Origin of the sequence: Pseudarthrobacter sp. SSS035, assembly GCF_023273875.1 — a bacterium.
Taxonomy (GTDB): Bacteria; Actinomycetota; Actinomycetes; order Actinomycetales; family Micrococcaceae; genus Arthrobacter.
Window position 1 is genome coordinate 4,189,186 of the sequence record NZ_CP096882.1, and the last position, 17,234, is coordinate 4,206,419.

Annotated in this window: 16 protein-coding genes; 11 read left to right on the forward strand and 5 right to left on the reverse strand. The window is 65.7% G+C overall.

Annotated features, from left to right (window positions below):
* Position 1 precedes the first annotated feature (1 nt).
* Together MUN23_RS19425 and holA are read left to right on the forward strand one after the other, a co-directional pair.
* A complete protein-coding gene (locus tag MUN23_RS19425) occupies positions 2–1,999 on the forward strand; it encodes a ComEC/Rec2 family competence protein (RefSeq protein ID WP_248760503.1) in 1,998 nt (665 codons plus the stop codon).
* Positions 1,933–2,949: a DNA polymerase III subunit delta gene (gene holA, locus MUN23_RS19430; RefSeq protein WP_248760505.1), complete on the forward strand. Its 1,017-nt coding sequence runs from the start codon at positions 1,933–1,935 to the stop codon at positions 2,947–2,949. The genes MUN23_RS19425 and holA overlap by 67 nt, the downstream gene beginning before the upstream one ends.
* Before the next feature lie 120 nt (positions 2,950–3,069).
* On the opposite strand, the gene rpsT is transcribed toward holA, so the two are convergent.
* Positions 3,070–3,330 (reverse strand): 30S ribosomal protein S20, encoded by a 261-nt coding sequence (rpsT, locus tag MUN23_RS19435; RefSeq protein ID WP_056340153.1) that lies wholly within the window; start codon positions 3,328–3,330, stop codon positions 3,070–3,072.
* Between the two features lie 168 nt (positions 3,331–3,498).
* Positions 3,499–4,038 (reverse strand): type II toxin-antitoxin system PemK/MazF family toxin, encoded by a 540-nt coding sequence (locus MUN23_RS19440; protein ID WP_248760507.1) that lies wholly within the window; start codon positions 4,036–4,038, stop codon positions 3,499–3,501.
* 161 nt (positions 4,039–4,199) lie between these two features.
* On the opposite strand from MUN23_RS19440, the gene lepA reads away from it, so the two are divergent.
* Both lepA and hemW read left to right on the forward strand, forming a co-directional pair.
* On the forward strand, positions 4,200–6,053 hold the full coding sequence (lepA, locus tag MUN23_RS19445; RefSeq protein WP_248760508.1) for a translation elongation factor 4: 1,854 nt from the start codon (positions 4,200–4,202) through the stop codon (positions 6,051–6,053).
* A 36-nt stretch (positions 6,054–6,089) separates the two neighbouring features.
* On the forward strand, positions 6,090–7,319 hold the full coding sequence (gene hemW / locus MUN23_RS19450; RefSeq protein ID WP_248760510.1) for a radical SAM family heme chaperone HemW: 1,230 nt from the start codon (positions 6,090–6,092) through the stop codon (positions 7,317–7,319).
* Between the two features lie 127 nt (positions 7,320–7,446).
* Here hemW and MUN23_RS19455 read toward each other — a convergent pair whose 3' ends face one another.
* Entirely contained in the window at positions 7,447–7,866 is a 420-nt protein-coding gene (locus MUN23_RS19455) for a DUF4870 domain-containing protein (RefSeq protein ID WP_248760512.1), read from the reverse strand.
* Between the two features lie 128 nt (positions 7,867–7,994).
* Positions 7,995–8,843 carry a DUF3097 domain-containing protein gene (locus MUN23_RS19460; protein WP_248760514.1) on the reverse strand — a complete coding sequence of 283 codons (849 nt, stop codon included), beginning with the start codon at positions 8,841–8,843 and terminating at the stop codon, positions 7,995–7,997.
* Between the two features lie 147 nt (positions 8,844–8,990).
* Between MUN23_RS19460 and hrcA the strand changes: the two genes are divergently transcribed.
* The 3 genes from hrcA to MUN23_RS19475 all read left to right on the forward strand — a co-directional run bounded on the left by hrcA (position 8,991) and on the right by MUN23_RS19475 (position 11,994).
* Entirely contained in the window at positions 8,991–10,004 is a 1,014-nt protein-coding gene (gene hrcA / locus MUN23_RS19465) for a heat-inducible transcriptional repressor HrcA (RefSeq protein ID WP_056340133.1), read from the forward strand.
* Positions 10,005–10,081: 77 nt separating this feature from the next.
* Positions 10,082–11,209, forward strand: coding sequence for a molecular chaperone DnaJ (gene dnaJ, locus MUN23_RS19470; RefSeq protein ID WP_248760516.1), 1,128 nt, complete (start codon positions 10,082–10,084; stop codon positions 11,207–11,209).
* 2 nt (positions 11,210–11,211) lie between these two features.
* Positions 11,212–11,994: a 16S rRNA (uracil(1498)-N(3))-methyltransferase gene (locus MUN23_RS19475; RefSeq protein ID WP_248760517.1), complete on the forward strand. Its 783-nt coding sequence runs from the start codon at positions 11,212–11,214 to the stop codon at positions 11,992–11,994.
* A gap of 21 nt (positions 11,995–12,015) precedes the next feature.
* Here the strand turns inward: MUN23_RS19475 and MUN23_RS19480 are convergent, their stop codons facing one another.
* Complete coding sequence (locus MUN23_RS19480) at positions 12,016–12,972, reverse strand: GerMN domain-containing protein (RefSeq protein ID WP_371875940.1); 957 nt, start codon at positions 12,970–12,972, stop codon at positions 12,016–12,018.
* A gap of 368 nt (positions 12,973–13,340) precedes the next feature.
* On the opposite strand from MUN23_RS19480, the gene MUN23_RS19485 reads away from it, so the two are divergent.
* From MUN23_RS19485 to era, 4 genes are read left to right on the forward strand one after another with little or no spacing between them, the layout of a single operon-like run.
* Complete coding sequence (locus MUN23_RS19485; RefSeq protein WP_248760518.1) at positions 13,341–14,426, forward strand: PhoH family protein; 1,086 nt, start codon at positions 13,341–13,343, stop codon at positions 14,424–14,426.
* Positions 14,423–14,896: an rRNA maturation RNase YbeY gene (ybeY, locus tag MUN23_RS19490; RefSeq protein ID WP_141140661.1), complete on the forward strand. Its 474-nt coding sequence runs from the start codon at positions 14,423–14,425 to the stop codon at positions 14,894–14,896. Before MUN23_RS19485 ends, ybeY begins: the two co-directional genes overlap by 4 nt.
* The gene (locus MUN23_RS19495; RefSeq protein ID WP_248760522.1) at positions 14,893–16,224 is read left to right on the forward strand and encodes a hemolysin family protein; all 1,332 of its coding nucleotides are present in this window, start codon (positions 14,893–14,895) and stop codon (positions 16,222–16,224) included. The genes ybeY and MUN23_RS19495 overlap by 4 nt, the downstream gene beginning before the upstream one ends.
* On the forward strand, positions 16,208–17,182 hold the full coding sequence (gene era, locus MUN23_RS19500) for a GTPase Era (RefSeq protein WP_248760523.1): 975 nt from the start codon (positions 16,208–16,210) through the stop codon (positions 17,180–17,182). The genes MUN23_RS19495 and era overlap by 17 nt, the downstream gene beginning before the upstream one ends.
* Positions 17,183–17,234: the final 52 nt, after the last annotated feature.

Here is a 17,234-nt window from a genome sequence, read left to right on the forward strand (position 1 = left end):
GATGGCCAGGCGCAGCCCGTGGAGCCGCTTTGTTGACTCAGCCGTGCAGGGCCAGGGAGCTCCCGCAGCCCTCCCGGCACCCGTGGATGCGCCCGCCATGACTACGCCCGCCGGGGTTCAGGCCGCGGGGCTGAAGGTCCGCAGGCTGGGTGAACGCGTCGGGACGAAACTCCGGGGCCAGGAGCCATCGAGTGCACCAATGGACGCGCCGCGCCGGCGCACCGACGTCAGGCTGGCACTGCCCGCCATCCTCGTCTGGAGTGCCGCCGTCGCCGGCGTCTGGCTTAGCCCTGTGGCTCTGGTGGGGCTCTGTTGCGGCTTGGTCCTGATGGCCGCGTGCCTGTTGATCCGGGCCTCGCGCGGCCGGGCGCTGGTGGCAGGCCGGCGGAGCTTTCATATAACCACTGCGGTTGCCTTGCTGTTGGCCGCGACCGCCGCTGCCCATTCGGCCGTCTCCTCGTCGCAACGCCACGACGGGCCGCTTGCCGAAGCTGTAGCCGCCGGCAACTCGGTGGTGGCCATCCTGGAAGTCACCGGATCCCCGCGGGCTATGACGGTTCCGGGAACTTCGGGGCCGCCCCAACGGTGGTCGGTAACGGCGCAGACGGAGCAGGTCACCGTCAGCAGCCGGGTCATCCGCACCCGTGCCCCGGTGGTGGTCATGGGCGGCAAGGGCTGGGGAGACCTGGTGCCCGGCCAGGTGGTCCGGACCGCCGGCAAGCTGAAGGCACCGGACGCAGGCCAGCAGGAAACCGCTGTCCTGTCAGCCTCGCTGCCACCCCGTGCCGGCTCCGGGACCGGCAGCAGCGCCGGAGTCGGTGATGCCTACGCCCCGGGCTGGCAGCTGGTCGCGAAGGACCTGCGCGTTCGGTATGTCTCCGCTGCGTCCTTCCTTGCCGCCGATCCGGCCGGTCTCCTCCCGGGCATGGTCACCGGAGATACCAGCGCCCTGGACGAAGGGCTCAATGCGGCGATGAAAACGGTGGGCATGACCCACCTGACCGCGGTCAGCGGAGCCAACTGCAGCCTGGTCCTCGGTGCGCTGCTGATCGCGGCACGCAGCCTCCGCCTGCCCCGGCTGCCCGCGGCAGGACTGGCGCTGACCGGCCTGGCAATGTTTGTGGTGCTCGTGGGCCCGGACGCCAGCGTCCTGCGCGCCGCGCTGATGGGTTCAATCGCCGTGGCATCGCTGGCAGGCGGCCGGACGGGCCGCGGACTCAGTTTCCTCTGCCTCGCGGTGATGGGCCTGCTCCTGACCGACCCCGGCCTCGGTACCAGCTTTGGGTTCCTCTTGTCGGTACTCGCGACCCTGGGCATCATCGTTCTGGGCCGGCGGATGATTGACTGGACACCGGCAGTGATTCCACGCTGGGCAGCCGCCGCCTGGGCCGTCCCGCTCTCCGCGCAGTTGCTGTGCGGCCCGGTGGTTGTGCTCCTGCAGCCCCAGTTTTCCACGTACTCGCTGCTTGCAAACCTGATGGCAGCCCCGCTGGTAGCACCGGTGACATTGCTGGGAACGGCTGCCGTCCCGCTGGTGGTTGCCGCGCCGTGGCCGGCCACCGTCCTGATCGCCGTGGCAGGCACTTTCAGTGCCGGAGTGGCAGGAACCGCACGGATCACGGCAGGATTGCCCGGGGCTGCGCTGCCCTGGCCCGAGGGCCCGTTCGGACTCCTGACCATGGTGCTGCTCTCCCTGCTGACCTTCGCCGGTGTGTGGCTGACCATCCGGCCGCGTCAGGTGTTGCCGTGGGTCCTGGCACTGCACGCCCGGACGGAATCGGTGTTGGACCTCTTGGAACGGCACCTGGGGACCACGTTGGCTCGGTGCTGGCCGCACCGGCGCGGGCCCGGCCGGTGTGGCCCCGGCTTGGTGGCGGCGGCCCACCGTGGCAGGCTTAGACACTGCACCAGAATTTCCGGGAGGAATCCACCATGGCCGCAGCCCAGACCACACGTACCAGGACTCCGGCGTCCAACACGGCCACCTGGCGGGACGTGACGCCTGCCGAAATCGTCCTGGTGGGCGGACCGGAGGAATACCTCGGCATCCGTGCCATGGACCATGTCCGCGCCCAGGTGCGGACGGCGTTTCCCGACGTGGAAGTCAGCCGCCTCATGGCCGGCACGTACGAAGCCGGGACCCTCGCCATGCAAGTCAGCCCCTCACTCTTCGGCGAGCGCAAACTGATCGAAGTCGAAGGCGTTGAAGGCATGAACGATGCCTTCCTGGCCGACGCACTGACCTATCTGGCCCGCCCGGAGCCGGATGCGGTGCTCGTCCTGCGCCACGCCGGGGGAGTCCGTGGCAAGAAGCTCCTCGATGCCGTCAAGGCCGGCGGTTGGCCGGTAGTTGACTGCCAGCCCCTGAAGAAGGATGCGGATAAGGCCACTTTCGTGGCAACGGAATTCAGGGCCGCCGGACGCAAGATCAGCACGGACGCCGTGCAGACGCTGGTTAATGCCGTCGGCGCTAACCTTTCGGAGCTCGCGGCGGCGTGCAGCCAGCTGATCGCGGATGCCACTGGAGCAGTGACCCCGGAGTTGGTGGACCGATACTACGGTGGCCGGATTGAGGCCACGGCCTTCAAGGTCGCGGACGCTGCCATGGCCGGAAACGGTCCAGTGGCGCTGTCCACCCTTCGCCACGCGCTGGCCACCGGGGCTGATCCGGTTCCGCTGGTTGCGGCGCTGGCCGCCAAGCTGCGGACGGTGGCCAAAGTTGCCGGCGCCCAGGGATCCCCGGCGCAGATCGCCCGGGAACTGGGCATGCAGCCCTGGCTCGTGGAGCAGGCCCAGCGCGATGTGCGCCGCTGGACCCCGGAGGGCCTGGTCCGCTCCATCCAGGCCACCGCCGAGGCCGATGCCCAGGTCAAGGGCCTTTCGCGCGATCCCGTCTATGCCGTTGAACATGCGGTGACCGTCATCGCAACCTCTGTGCGAGGGCACTGACGTCAGCTGATCGGGCCTGCGGTAGGCGGCTCTGGCGCGGAGACGCTGGCGGCTTAAAGATGTGTGGCCGGCACCCATCGGGTGCCGGCCACAATCATCAGTTCAGGTGAACTGGAAACCTTACAGCGCGTTGACCTTCTTGGAGATGGCCGACTTGCGGTTTGCTGCGTTGTTCTTGTGCAGAACACCCTTGCTGACAGCCTTGTCCAGCTTGCGGCCGGCAACAAGCAGGGCAGCGGCAGCTGCATCCTTGTCGGTGGACTCAACGGCGGTGTTGACGGCGCGGATGGCCGTCTTCAGCTCCGACTTGACTGCGTTGTTGCGCAGGCGAGCCTTCTCGTTGGTAAGGATGCGCTTCTTCTGGGACTTGATATTAGCCACGTGTGAACTCTCTTTTTAATGCGGAAATGGTCTAGAGGGCTTTCAGATTGGCCATTGACTGAGCGGCGTGGGGATACCTATGGCGGCCAACCATCAGTGGCCGTCGACCTGCACGGACACACAGCTATACAGAATAGCAGACCCCCCGGAAGCTGGCCATTTGGCGGGCTATTTCCAGCCGTGTCGGCGCCGTATGCCTGCAGCCACCAGATCGAAGCGTTTCCGGTCCAGAACTGCACCTTCTCGCCGGATGGCGTCCGGGCTGATCTGCAGGATCCGTCTAAGGTTCGCCTCGCTGGGCCGCTGCTGGCGGTCCCAACTGCCAGTTCCGATGTCCACGTACTCTCCGGATCCGTTGCCGGCATGGCCATGGTCCCTGCTGGTGAGCATTACCCCCAGCAGGTGCTGTCCGCTCTTGCCCACCAGCAGAACCGGACGGTCTTTGCCCCGGGTGTGGTCCTCCTCATACGGCACCCAGGTCCACACAATCTCGCCGGGGTCGGGACTGCCGTCGGGCTGCGGGGCGTACCGGATCGACGCCGCGCCGGCAAAGTCGCCAGGATAGACGCCGTGCGGGCCCGGCGCCGCCTGGCGCGCCGGTGCAGGCGTGTGCGGTCCGGCAGATCGGGTTACCCCGGTACGGAACTTCTGCAGGACCCTAACGGAGTTCCGGACAGCGTTGGCCAAGGAGCGGAGGTTGATAGGCATGGGCCAAGACTATCGCCGGGCCACCGTGCCGGGTTTGACCTGAATGCAATACGATGCGCCCGGACGTGGGAGACTGGAGGTTCCAAATGTGCGGTCCAGCCGCAGGGTGCCTTCGGTGCGTCCTGGCGGGGTCGCACGAATGTCAACAGTAAGGACCCTGCGTGTCTCCCATGGCCCGCACCGCCCCGGTGCCCGCCGCGACTGATCCGGCCATCATTCGGAACTTCTGCATCATCGCGCACATTGACCACGGTAAATCCACCCTGGCTGACCGCATGCTGCAGTTCACCGGGGTGGTTAAGTCCCGCGATATGAAGGCCCAGTACCTGGATCGCATGGACATTGAGCGCGAACGCGGTATCACCATTAAGTCCCAGGCGGTCCGCATGCCCTGGGAACTCGACGGGACCAGCTACGCGCTGAACATGATCGACACCCCCGGCCACGTGGACTTCACCTACGAAGTTTCCCGTTCGCTGGCCGCCTGCGAAGGCGCAGTACTGCTCGTTGACGCGGCGCAGGGCATTGAGGCCCAGACCCTCGCGAACCTGTACCTGGCGATGGAAAACAACCTCACCATCATCCCGGTACTGAACAAGATCGACCTGCCGGCAGCCCAGCCTGAGAAGTACGCGGCCGAACTGGCCAGCCTGATCGGCGGCGACCCCGACGACGTGCTCCGCGTCTCCGGCAAGACCGGCATGGGCGTCGAGGTCCTGCTGGACAAGATCGTCCGCGATCTGCCGGCCCCCGTGGGGGACCCGAACGCCCCCGCGCGCGCCATGATCTTTGACTCGGTCTACGACACGTACCGCGGTGTGGTTACGTACGTCCGTGTGGTTGACGGCATGCTCCACCCTCGTGAACGCATCCAGATGATGTCCACCCGGGCCACCCACGAACTCCTCGAGATCGGCGTGAGCTCCCCGGAGCCCACCCCCTCCAAGGGTCTCGGGGTTGGCGAAGTGGGCTACCTCATCACCGGTGTGAAGGACGTCCGCCTGTCCAAGGTCGGCGACACCGTCACCAACCTTGCCAAGCCTGCCACGGCCTCCCTTCCCGGCTATGCCGATGCCAAGCCGATGGTCTTCTCCGGCCTGTACCCGCTGGACGGCACGGACTACCCGGTGCTCCGCGATGCGCTGGAAAAGCTGATGCTCAACGACGCCGCACTGGTGTACGAGCCCGAAACGTCGGCCGCGCTCGGCTTCGGCTTCCGCGTCGGCTTCCTCGGCCTGCTCCACCTGGAAATCACCAGGGAGCGGCTCGAACGCGAATACAATCTCGACCTGATCTCCACCGCCCCTAACGTGGAGTACGAGGTGACGCTGGAGGACAAGAAGGTGGTCCATGTGACCAACCCCAGCGAATACCCTTCCGGCAAGATCGCAGAGGTCCGCGAGCCCATGGTGGCTGCCACCATCCTGGCGCCGAATGAGTTCGTGGGCGCCATCATGGAGCTTTGCCAGAGCCGCCGCGGCGTTATTGGCGGCATGGACTACCTGTCCGAGGACAGGGTCGAAATCCGCTACCGGCTGCCACTCGCTGAGATCGTGTTCGATTTCTTTGACATCCTCAAATCCAAGACCCGGGGCTACGGTTCGCTGGACTGGAAGGCCGACGGCGAGCAGGTGGCCGACCTGGTCAAGGTGGACATCATGCTCCAGGGCGAACAGGTGGATGCCTTCTCCGCCATCACGCACCGCGAGAAGGCCTATGCCTACGGTGTAATGATGACCGGCAAACTGCGCGAGCTCATTCCCCGCCAGCAGTTCGAAGTGCCCATCCAGGCTGCCATCGGCTCCAGGATCATCGCCCGGGAAAGCATCCGCGCCATCCGCAAGGACGTTCTGGCCAAGTGCTACGGCGGCGACATTTCCCGTAAGCGCAAGCTGCTGGAGAAGCAGAAGGAAGGCAAAAAGCGCATGAAGATGGTGGGCCGCGTTGAGGTCCCCCAGGAAGCCTTCATCGCTGCGCTGACCACCGACGAGTCCAAGGACAAGGCCAAGAAGTAGTGATGACAGTGGCCGGCAACACCGGAGGCCCCTGCAATGCCTAGCATTCTTCCGCTCGGCGACCCCGCGCCGTCGGACGGTCTGCTGCCCGCCCAGGCAGTGGCCGGTTCGGCGGACCGGGCCTTCGGGCTGTACGTGCACATCCCGTTCTGCGCTGTTCGTTGCGGATACTGCGACTTCAACACCTACACGGCCACCGAGCTGGGCGGCGGAGCGTCACAGGACGCCTACGCCTCCACGGCCGTGTCCGAAGTCGACTTTGCCGCCGCTGTCCTGCGGAACTCGGGTCTCTCGGACCGGCCGCTGAGCACAGTCTTCTTCGGCGGCGGCACTCCCACGCTGCTCCCTGCGGAAGACCTCGCGCGGATCCTGACGGCCGCCGTCGGGCACTGGGGCCTGGAACCCGGCGCCGAAGTGACCACCGAAGCAAACCCGGACTCGGTCACCCCGGCATCCCTTCAGGTCCTGGCCGATGCCGGCTTCACCCGGGTTTCCTTTGGCATGCAGTCTGCCGTTCCCCATGTCCTGAAGGTCCTGGACCGCACGCACACGCCCAGCCGCGTGCCGCAGGTGGTGCAGTGGGCGCGCGATGCCGGACTGGCCGTGAGCCTGGACCTGATCTACGGGACACCGGGGGAGTCCCTGGAGGACTGGCGGTTCTCCCTGGAGACGGCCCTCTCCTACCAGCCTGACCACATCAGTGCCTACGCGTTGATCGTGGAAGACGGCACCAAGCTGGCCGCCCAGATCCGCCGTGGTGAAGTCCCGGGAATCGACGACGACGACCACGCCGATAAATACGAACTCGCCGACCAGCTGATCGGCGCTGCCGGCCTCAGCTGGTATGAGGTCAGCAACTGGTCCAGGACGCCGGAGCAGGCATGCCGGCACAACCTCGCGTACTGGCGCGGGGACGACTGGTGGGGCATCGGGCCTGGTGCACATTCACACGTTGGCGGGGTGCGGTGGTGGAACGTCAAGCACCCCACGGCCTACGCCGGACGGCTCGCTCAGGGCCTGTCACCGGCCGCCGGGCGGGAAACCCTCGACGCCGAAACCCGCGACGTGGAGCGCGTGATGCTTGAGGCCCGGCTCGTGTCGGGGCTGGCCACGTCAACGCTGGGCGACCACGGCCGTCACGCCGTGGCCGGGCTCATTGCCGACGGCTTGGTGGAGCCGCCGGCTGCCTTCAACGGCACGCTGGTACTGACCCTGAAGGGCCGCCTGCTGGCCGACGCCGTGGTCCGCAGGATCCTGCCGGACTGAACCGCGGGTGCTGGGCCCACGCCCGCCGGGTTCCCTGGCCGTGGAGCCGCTCCGGCGAGGGCCCCGGCACGAGCTTGCGAGTGCAGGGAGCCGGTGTGGACTTGCGAGGTTAGGGCGCGGGTGGGGACTACTTGATCCAGCGCAGGTTGTACTGGTAACGGTGGGGCTGGCCCTTGTTGCAATGGATGCCTGCGGCCACGGAGAAGCACGTCAGGGCAATCCAGATCAGGGTGGCGATGACGGCGAAGACATTTCCCACCACCGGAATGAACACCAGGAGATTGGCCACCAGCGCCGCAATGGTGGGCGGCAGGCTGAAGTTCAGCGCTTCCTTCGATTCCTGGGCGGTAAACGGCCCGCGCTCACGGAAAATCAGGTAGATCAGCAGTGACGGAACACAGCCGAGGATCCCGCCGAAGTGTGCCAGTGTGGCCCACTGGCGGTCTTCGCTGGCCGTCAGGGGCAGCGCATTCGCCGGCACGCCCTGGTACTCGGAACGGCCCTGGCCGCCGTGGTCGTCCCGGTGCTCGCGTGCGTTTTGTGCCACGGTTTTCTTCCTTCGAAAGTGCAATGGTGCTGGGTTGGAGAATGCCGGACTGAAGCAACTGCAGCCTCCGCAGTACCAAGAATACTGGTTCAGCCACCAAATGCTGCCGCCAGGAGCCGGATCCGGTGTCAGGGCACCGTCAGGAAGTCGATGACTTCCTCCACTCTCCCGAGCAGTGATGCTTCCAGGTCCGCGTAGCTGCGGACAGCGCCCAGCAGCTTTTGCCAGCCAAGCCCGATGTCTTCCTTGGTGGAGTGCGGCCAGCCGAACGCCGCCAGGATTCCGGTCTTCCAGTCCTGCCCGCGGGGCACTACCGGCCACTGTTCGATGCCCAGCACAGCGGGCCGGATGGCCTGCCACACGTCAACGTAAGGGTGCCCGACGATCAGGACATTCCCGGCCGCGCCGGGGGAGGCCATCACGGCAGCCGCGATGCGCGACTCCTTCGAGTCCGGCACCAGGTGGTCCACCAGGACTCCCAGCCGGCGGCCCGGACCGGGACCGAAAGCGGCCACCGCCCCCGCCAGGTCATCAATGCCATGCAAAGGCTCGACGACGATGCCTTCCACGCGGAGATCGTCACCCCAGACTTTTTCCACGAGTTCGGCGTCGTGTTTACCCTCCACCCAGATTCTGCTCGCCTTGGCCACCTGGGCACGCTGGCCAACCACGCGGACTGAGCCGGACGCGGTACGGCCGGCGACGATGGGGGCGGCCTGCCTGGGCGCCGGCGGAACGAGCCGGATGGGCTGCCCCTCCAGGAGGAACCCGAAGCCCAGCCGGAAGGACCGGGACTTGCCGCGCCGGTCTTCAAGGGCCACCACATGCATGCCACCGGACTTCTCCACCCGGGTCACCGCCCCCACCCAGCCTGACTGGGCGTCTTCGAGCACCATGCCACGTTCCACGGGGACCTCAGGGAGTTCGCTTCGCACGGGCGCGGTGATCTCCTGCGGACCCCAGTTCTGGTACTGCATGGATTGATTCCGCCTTGCCGCTAGATCCTGGCCCGGAATTTCGCCCGGAGCGGTACCAATGCTAACAACGGGGTGACTCATATTAGACTGTTAGCACTTAGGCATGTCGAGTGCTAACCCTGTAGTGACCACGGATGGAGGTGGAGTATGAGCGAGCCGCGCAAACTCGAAGTACTGCGCGCCATCGTGGAGGACTATGTGCACTCCCGCGAGCCAGTAGGTTCAAAAGCGCTCGTGGAACGCCACCACCTCGGCGTGTCCAGTGCCACCATCCGCAACGACATGGCGGCCCTGGAAGACGACGGCCTGATCACGGCCCCGCACACCAGCGCCGGACGGATCCCCACAGACAAAGGCTATCGGCTGTTTGTGGACCAGATTTCAGCGGTAAAGCCGCTTTCCCATGCGGAACGGCGTGCAATCCAATCGCTGCTGGAGGGCGCAGACGATCTGGACGATGTCCTGGACAGGACCGTCAGGATGCTGTCGCAGCTGACCAACCAGGTCGCCGTGGTGCAGTATCCGCATCTGAGCCGCGCCACCATCCGCCACATCGAATTCGTCCTGCTCGCGCCCCGGCAGGTCCTGGTGGTCCTCATCGCCACCACCGGCAAGGTCGAACAGCGCGTGATCGACGTCGGCCAGGACCTCGGCGACGACGCCATCGCCGCGTTGCGGACACACTTCCTCGGATCACTCGCGGGCATCTCGCTGAGCCGGCTGACCCCCTCGCTGCCGGGAGTCGTTTCGTCCGTCAGCCCGGGCCAGCGCGCGGCGGCCCAGGCCTTGGCCCACGGGCTGGAAACGCTCGCCCACAGCAGCCGCGAGGAACGCATGGTCATGGCCGGAACGGCGAACCTCGCCCGCTCCAATGTGGATTTTCCGCTCAGTATCGGACCGGTCCTGGAAGCGCTTGAGGAGCAGGTTGTCCTGCTGCGCCTCCTGAGCGACATGGCGCAGGATCCGAGGGGCGTGGCAGTCAGCATCGGGCGTGAAAACCCGTACGACGGACTCGCGGAAGCCTCCGTGGTGGCCACGGGCTACGGACCAGACAGCACTGCCAAGATCGGTGTGCTCGGACCCACCCGGATGGACTATCCCACCACCATGGCCGCCGTCAGGGCAGTAGCCCGTTACCTTTCAAGAATTCTGGGTCCGTAACAGCACCTCGGTCCAGGCACGAAGAGCAGTGCCGGCAGCCCGGCTGCCGGCAGTACAACAAGGAAGAGATACGAACTTTGAGCAGCCACTACGACGTCCTCGGAGTCTCGCCGGAAGCCACCGGGGAAGAGATCAAGAAGGCCTACCGCAAGCTGGCCCGCACTCTTCACCCGGACGTGAACCCCGGGGACGATGCATCGGACCGCTTCAAGGCCGTGACCCATGCCTACGAGGTACTTTCGGACCCGCAGAAGCGCCGGATCTATGACACCACCGGCAACGAGAACGGCACCGACAACGGGTTCGGCGGCGGCGGATACTCCGGCCAGGGCTTCGCGTTCCAGGACATTTTCGACACGTTCTTCGGGGCAGGCGGCACCTCCGGCCCCGCTTCCCGGGTCCGCCGCGGCCAGGACGCGCTGATCAGTGTACGGATCGAACTCCGCGATGCCGTGTTCGGCGTCAACCGGAAACTCGAAGTGGACACAGCCGTCACCTGCCCCACCTGCAACGGGTCATGCTGCCGCGAAGGCAGCCACCCTGTGCGCTGCGATATCTGCGGCGGCAGCGGCCAGGTCCAGCGCGCGGTTCGCTCCATCCTGGGCCAGGTCATGACGGCGGCCCCGTGTGGCAGTTGCGAAGGCTTCGGGACGGTCATCAAGGACCCCTGCAACGAATGCAGCGGCCAAGGCCGCATCCGCAGCCGGCGGTCGCTCACCATCAAGGTGCCGGCCGGTGTTGCCACGGGCACCCGGATCCAGCTCTCCGGGCAGGGCGAAGCAGGCCCGGCCGGCGGACCGTCCGGGGACCTGTACGTGGAACTCCGGGTCAACAACGACGCCACCTACGCACGCGACGGTGACGACCTGCACGCAACGCTGCACATCCCGATGACTGCCGCCGCCCTGGGCACCGAGCTGTCACTGGAAACCTTTGACGGGCTGCAGGAAATCGACGTCAAGGCAGGGACGCAGTCAGGGGAGATCATCACGCTCCGTGGACTCGGCGTGACGCACCTGCGCGGTTACGGCCGCGGGGACCTGATGGTCCATCTGCAGGTGGACACGCCGGCCAAGCTGGATGCCGCGCAGGAGGATCTCCTGCGGCAGCTGGCGAAGCTGCGGGGCGAGCAGTTCACGGAAGGCAAACTGGCTGCCAGCGGTGGCGTCTTTGCCAAGCTGCGGGACCGGTTCGGTAACCTGTAGCGGTGAGCAATCCCGTTTTCTTCAGCGGTGCCGGGTCGCTGGACGATCTGGTGCCCGGTGCCCGTTTCGTCCTTCAAGGGCCGGAGGCACGCCACGCCGTGACTGTAAAACGGCTATCTCCCGGAGAGGCAGTGGACATCGCCGACGGCGCCGGAAGGCGGCTGACGGGAACTGTTGTCTCGGCGTCGCCCGCGGAGCTCACCGTGGAATGCTCCGCCCTCGTTGTGGAGGGCCGGCCCGACATCCGGCTCGTGCTGGTGCAGGCCCTGGCCAAGGGGGACCGCGATGAACTGGCCGTGGAAACGGCAACCGAACTCGGGATTGATGCCGTAGTTCCCTGGCAGTCCGAGCGATCAATTGTCCGCTGGAAGGGTGAGCGCGCGGCCAAGGCCCACGCAAAATGGCAGTCCGTGGTCACTGCCGCCGCCAAGCAGGCACGCCGCGCCTGGATCCCCGAGGTGCGCGCCGCCGTCGAAACGCCAGGCCTTGCGGCGGCCGTGGCGGCAGCGGATCTGGCCGTAATCCTGCACGAAGACGCGGTCCGGCCGCTCCGGTCTGTCCTGGAATCATGGCAGGGCACCCAAGCTGACGCCAGACCCCTGGAAATTCTGCTCATCGTTGGTCCGGAGGGCGGAATCAGTCCCCGCGAAGTCACCCGGCTTTGCGACGCCGGCGCCGTGACGGCGCTCTTGGGACACCACGTCCTGAGGTCATCCACAGCCGGACCGGCAGCGGTTGTTCTGGCGAGTGATGTACTGGGACGCTGGACAGCACCGGTATCCTGAGGCCGACTGCTACGCGGGCTGTTACCGGACGTTGAAGTTCCGCGTGTCCACGTTCAGCTCCTGGCTGGTGCCGGCCGCATCCACTTGCGAAACGCGGAGCTCGTAGTTCCCCGAGGACAGGCTAAGGGCAAGCGTAAAGACTCCGGTCTGGGCGGCTTCGGCAGCTGCAGTGGTCTCCCCGGTCAGGTAGGGCGTCTTGTTCCCGTTCGCTTCGGCCCGCAGGATCTGCCAGCGGAGCTTACCGCCCGGAACGGTGCTGCGGCCGGTGATCTTGACGCTTCCGCCGGCCAGGTCAGTCCCTTCCTGCGGATCGATGATCCACACGGGCGCCACCATTCCGGCAGCTCGGGACATGGGGTCGCCAAGCTGGACGTGGTCGAAGGCAACGTAATCGGTGTGGCTATCCACCAGGATCCTGACCTGGATCTGCTGGCCGGAATCGATCAGGCCGGAACTCGCGGCCGCTGCTGTAGCGGTAAAGACCAGCTGCTGAATGGCGCGGCCGGCCATGTCGACGTCGAGGTTGCTGTTAAAGGCATCCTCCGAGACGTCGACGGTAATGACGTTCTTGCCGGAGATGGACGAGGCGAGTTTCTCGGGATCCTGCCAGGGCGTGAAGAAATCCGGGTCCAGCGGCTTCTCGGACATCATGGCCCGCAGGGCGCGGGTCACTGGATTCTCCTGCTCCGGCACGTCCCGGAACTCCCGGTATAGGAACACGTTGCTGTTGCTTCGGCCAATCCAGTAGACCGGTGCCTTATTCGAGGACTGTGTAGTTTCCAGGGGCGCGCTGGTGGAAGGTGCCCCGGGGGAGCCGGTGGCGGCAGCGCTGGAGTTTGCAATCAGGTTGGGCTCAGGGCTGGGGTCCGCGATACAACCGGTGAGAAGGAGGAATGCTGGCAGCAGGCCCAGGAGTCGTTGCGGACGAAAACGTGGCGCGACGCGCCTGGCACTGAGGGGTGTCGCTGTTTCCGGCACTCGTGGCCTGTCCTTTCCGGCTGTGAAATGGCGAGGCCTGGGCCCCGTGAGCCGGTCCCCGGACGGCTGTGATTTCCAGCATCGCATAGCCAGCTCCGCCAAAAGGACCGAATCCGGGCCGCCGGCCCAACTGCAACGGGAACGATATGAGCCCGATATGAAGTTGATACCTAATGACGCCAACCGTCCCGCAGTAAGCCGGTGACGGGCACCCTCGCCGGAGACCGCCTGACGCTGCCGGGAGGTGCCTCCTGGCGTAAGATGGAAGGACTCCGCTGGCTCCTGCATGCTCGGCAACAGCCCCCACGCAGCAGCTGGCGCACTTAATTTTCGAACTGGAGGGGACCACGGGCCTGCGGGCCAGCACCATGACTGAATCAGCGAACGGAAAGCGCCGGCTCAATACTGACCGCGCCGCCGGAGAATTCCCCCATTCACTTCCCGGTGTCCGGACGGAGGTGGTTCTCTTTGACAACTCCGATCAGATGGTCCAATCGCTCGGCAGCCATGACGAGGCCCTGCGTTACATCGAAGAGCAGTTCCCGTCCGTTAACTTCCACGTCCGCGGAAACGAACTGTCCATCAGCGGCCCTGCCACCGAAGTTCCCCGCATCATGCGGCTGCTGCATGAAGTGCGCGGCCTCGTGGCCCGTGGCACAGTCATCAGCCCCGCGGTGTTGCACCAGCTCGTCGCGTTGCTCCGCAGCCAGTCATTGCAGAACCCTGTGGACGTCCTCACCCATGACATCCTCTCCAGCCGCGGGAGGACCATCCGGCCCAAGACGTTGAACCAGAAGAACTACGTGGACGCGATTGATGCGAACACGGTGATCTTCGGGATTGGCCCTGCAGGCACGGGTAAGACGTACCTCGCGATGGCCAAGGCCGTCCAGGCGCTGCAGCAGAAAGAAGTCAGCCGTATTATCCTGACGCGGCCCGCAGTCGAGGCCGGCGAGCGGCTCGGGTTCCTGCCGGGCACCCTGAGCGACAAGATCGATCCCTATCTGCGCCCGCTGTACGACGCGCTGCACGACATGATGGACCCCGAGTCCATCCCGCGCCTGATGGCCGCCGGGACCATCGAAGTGGCGCCGCTGGCTTACATGCGTGGGCGCACGCTCAACGACGCCTTCATCATCCTGGACGAAGCGCAGAACACCACACCTGAACAGATGAAGATGTTCCTCACGCGTTTGGGTTTCGGGTCCAAAATGGTGGTCACAGGAGACGTCACCCAGGTGGACCTGCCGTTCGGCACCCGCTCGGGGCTGCGGATCGTGGAGGAGATCCTGCAGGGGATCGAGGACGTAAACTTCACCCTCCTGGACGACACGGACGTGGTCCGCCACCGGCTTGTGGGCGACATCGTGCGTGCCTACAGTCTCTGGGATGATGTCCAGCGGAACAAAGTAAAACACTCGGTAAGCCGGGAAAAGCGGGGGGAAAGCGCGTGAGCATTGAAGTAAACAACGAATCCGGCATCCAGGTTGATGAAGCGGAGCTCGTGGCGCTGTCCCGGTACGTTTTTGAGCAGCTGTACATCCACCCGCAGGCTGAACTCTCTATTCTCCTGGTGGATGAACCCGCCATGGAAAAGCTCCACATCGAGCTTATGGACGAGCCGGGATCCACCGACGTGCTCTCGGTCCCCATGGACGAGCTGACCCCCGGCACGCCGGACCGGCCCACTCCCCAAGGGATGCTCGGTGACATCGCCGTCTGCCCCCAGGTGGCACAGGTGCAGGCCGTCACCGCCGGGCACTCCCTGCAGGATGAGATGCTGCTGCTGACCACTCACGGGATCCTCCACCTGCTCGGCTATGACCACGCAGAGCCAGAGGAAAAGGAAGAAATGTTCGGCCTCCAGCGCCAGCTGCTTTCCGGCTTCACCGGCAAAGAAGCACCTGCCGAGACCACGCAGTGACGCCCCTGCTCCTTGTCGGCATGGCCCTGGCGTTCCTCGGTACCGCAGCACTCTTGACCGCAGCCGAGGCCGCGTTCACGTTCCTTTCCCGGCATGACGCCGAAGACGCCCTGCTGAAAAGCCGCGGAAACGCCATGAAGCGCATCCTGGCCCAGCCGGTGGCGCACATCCGGGCCTTGCGGTTCTGGCGGGTCTGGTTCGAGATGGCTTCAGCCGTAGCGGTGGCCGTCCTGCTCCACAGCCTGCTGGACAACGTCTGGCTGGCCGGGCTGGCCGCCACCGGGATCATGGCCCTGCTCGGCTTCGTCATCGTCGGCGTTTCCCCGCGGCAGCTCGGCAGGCTCCATTCGGCCGCCGTCGTCCGCTCCACAGCACCGTTGATCAGGTCCCTGACGTGGGTCCTCGGACCCATCCCGGGGTGGCTCGTGGCGCTGGGCAGTGCCGCCGCTCCCGGCGCTCCGGCGGGTGATGACGCGTTCTTCAGCGAACAGGAATTCCGCGAACTTGTGGACCGCGCATCCGAATCGGACATGATCGAAGACACCGAAGCTGAAATGATCCAATCAGTCTTTGACTTCGGCGACACCCTGGTGCGCGCCGTGATGGTGCCCCGGACGGATATCCTCAGCATCGACGCCGGCTCCAGCCTCAGGCGGGCCATGTCAATGTTCCTGCGGTCGGGCTATTCACGGATCCCGGTGATCCGCGACAACACCGACCAGATCCTCGGAATCGTGTACCTCAAGGACGTTGCGGCGACACTCCATGAGCTCGGACCCGACGACGAACAGCCCCCGGTCGAAGCTCTGGCCCGGGAGGTCCGGTACGTCCCGGAGTCCAAGCCGGTGAGCGATCTGCTGCGGGAACTGCAGAAGGAGTCAACACACGTTGCCATCGTGATCGACGAATACGGTGGCACGGCCGGCCTTGTCACCCTGGAGGACCTCATCGAGGAAATTGTCGGCGAAATCGTGGACGAGTATGACACCGAAAGCGCCGAGGCCGTGGCCCTGGGCGGCGGTTCCTACCGGGTGAGCGCCCGGATGAGCATCGACGACCTCGGAGAACTGTTCGACATAGAGCTCGACGACGACGAGGTTGACACTGTGGGAGGGCTGCTGGCCAAGGCCCTGGGCCGCGTTCCCATTGTGGGCAGCCGCGTGGAGGTGGGCGGCATCTCGCTGCTCGCCGAACGGCTCGAGGGCCGCCGCAACCGCGTCAGCCACATCATTGCCTCAGCAGTACCAAAAGCAGACACTGACCTTGAAGACCTCCTCGACGAGGCGAAAGCAACCCAGCAGGGAGTTCCACGTGAGCAAGAAAAGTAATCGTCCGGCCAACCCGGATTCGGCCGCCAACGACTTCGGCGGCTACAGGGCAGGCTTTGCGGTCCTCGTGGGGCGGCCTAACGCGGGAAAATCAACCCTGACGAACGCACTGGTGGGCCAGAAGGTGGCGATCACCTCCGCCAAGCCGCAGACCACGCGCCACACCATCCGGGGGATCGTGCACCGCGATGACGCCCAGCTGATCCTGGTGGATACCCCGGGCCTGCACCGCCCCCGGACCCTGCTGGGAAAGCGGCTGAACGAACTCGTCGCCGACACTCTCGCCGAGGTCGACGCGATCGGCTTCTGCCTGCCCGCCAACGAGAAGATCGGCCCGGGCGACAAGTACATCGCCGCCCAGCTCGCCGCCATCGGCAACAAGCCGGTCATCGCGATCGTCACCAAGGCGGACACCGTGGACCGGCAGGCGCTCACCGAGCAGTTGCTCGCCGTCGCAGCACTGGGCCGGGATGTCATCGGCGAGGACGGCTGGAAGGACATCGTCCCGGTCTCCGCCACCGACGGCTTCCAGGTGGACACCCTCGCAGACGTCCTGATCAGCCACATGCCGGCGTCGCCGCCCCTTTATCCGGACGGTCACCTGACGGACGAACCCGAAGCCGTGATGATCGCCGAGCTCATCCGGGAAGCTGCCCTCGAAGGCGTCCGCGACGAACTGCCCCACTCCCTGGCCGTCGTCGTCGATGAGATTGTGCCGCGTGAGGGCCGGCCCGAAGACAGGCCTTTCCTCGACGTCCGGGTTAATCTCTATGTGGAACGTTCGTCCCAGAAGGCCATCATCATCGGCAAGGGCGGTGCACGGCTCCGCGAAGTCGGCACCAATGCGCGCAAGGGGATCGAGGCGCTGCTCGGTGCCCGCATCTACCTTGACCTGCATGTGAAGGTAGCCAAGGACTGGCAGCGCGACCCGAAGCAGTTGGTCAAGCTCGGCTTCTGACGCTGACTTTTTGCTTTACCCGGCCGGTCGTCGGGAAGTTCCCAGACTGGGC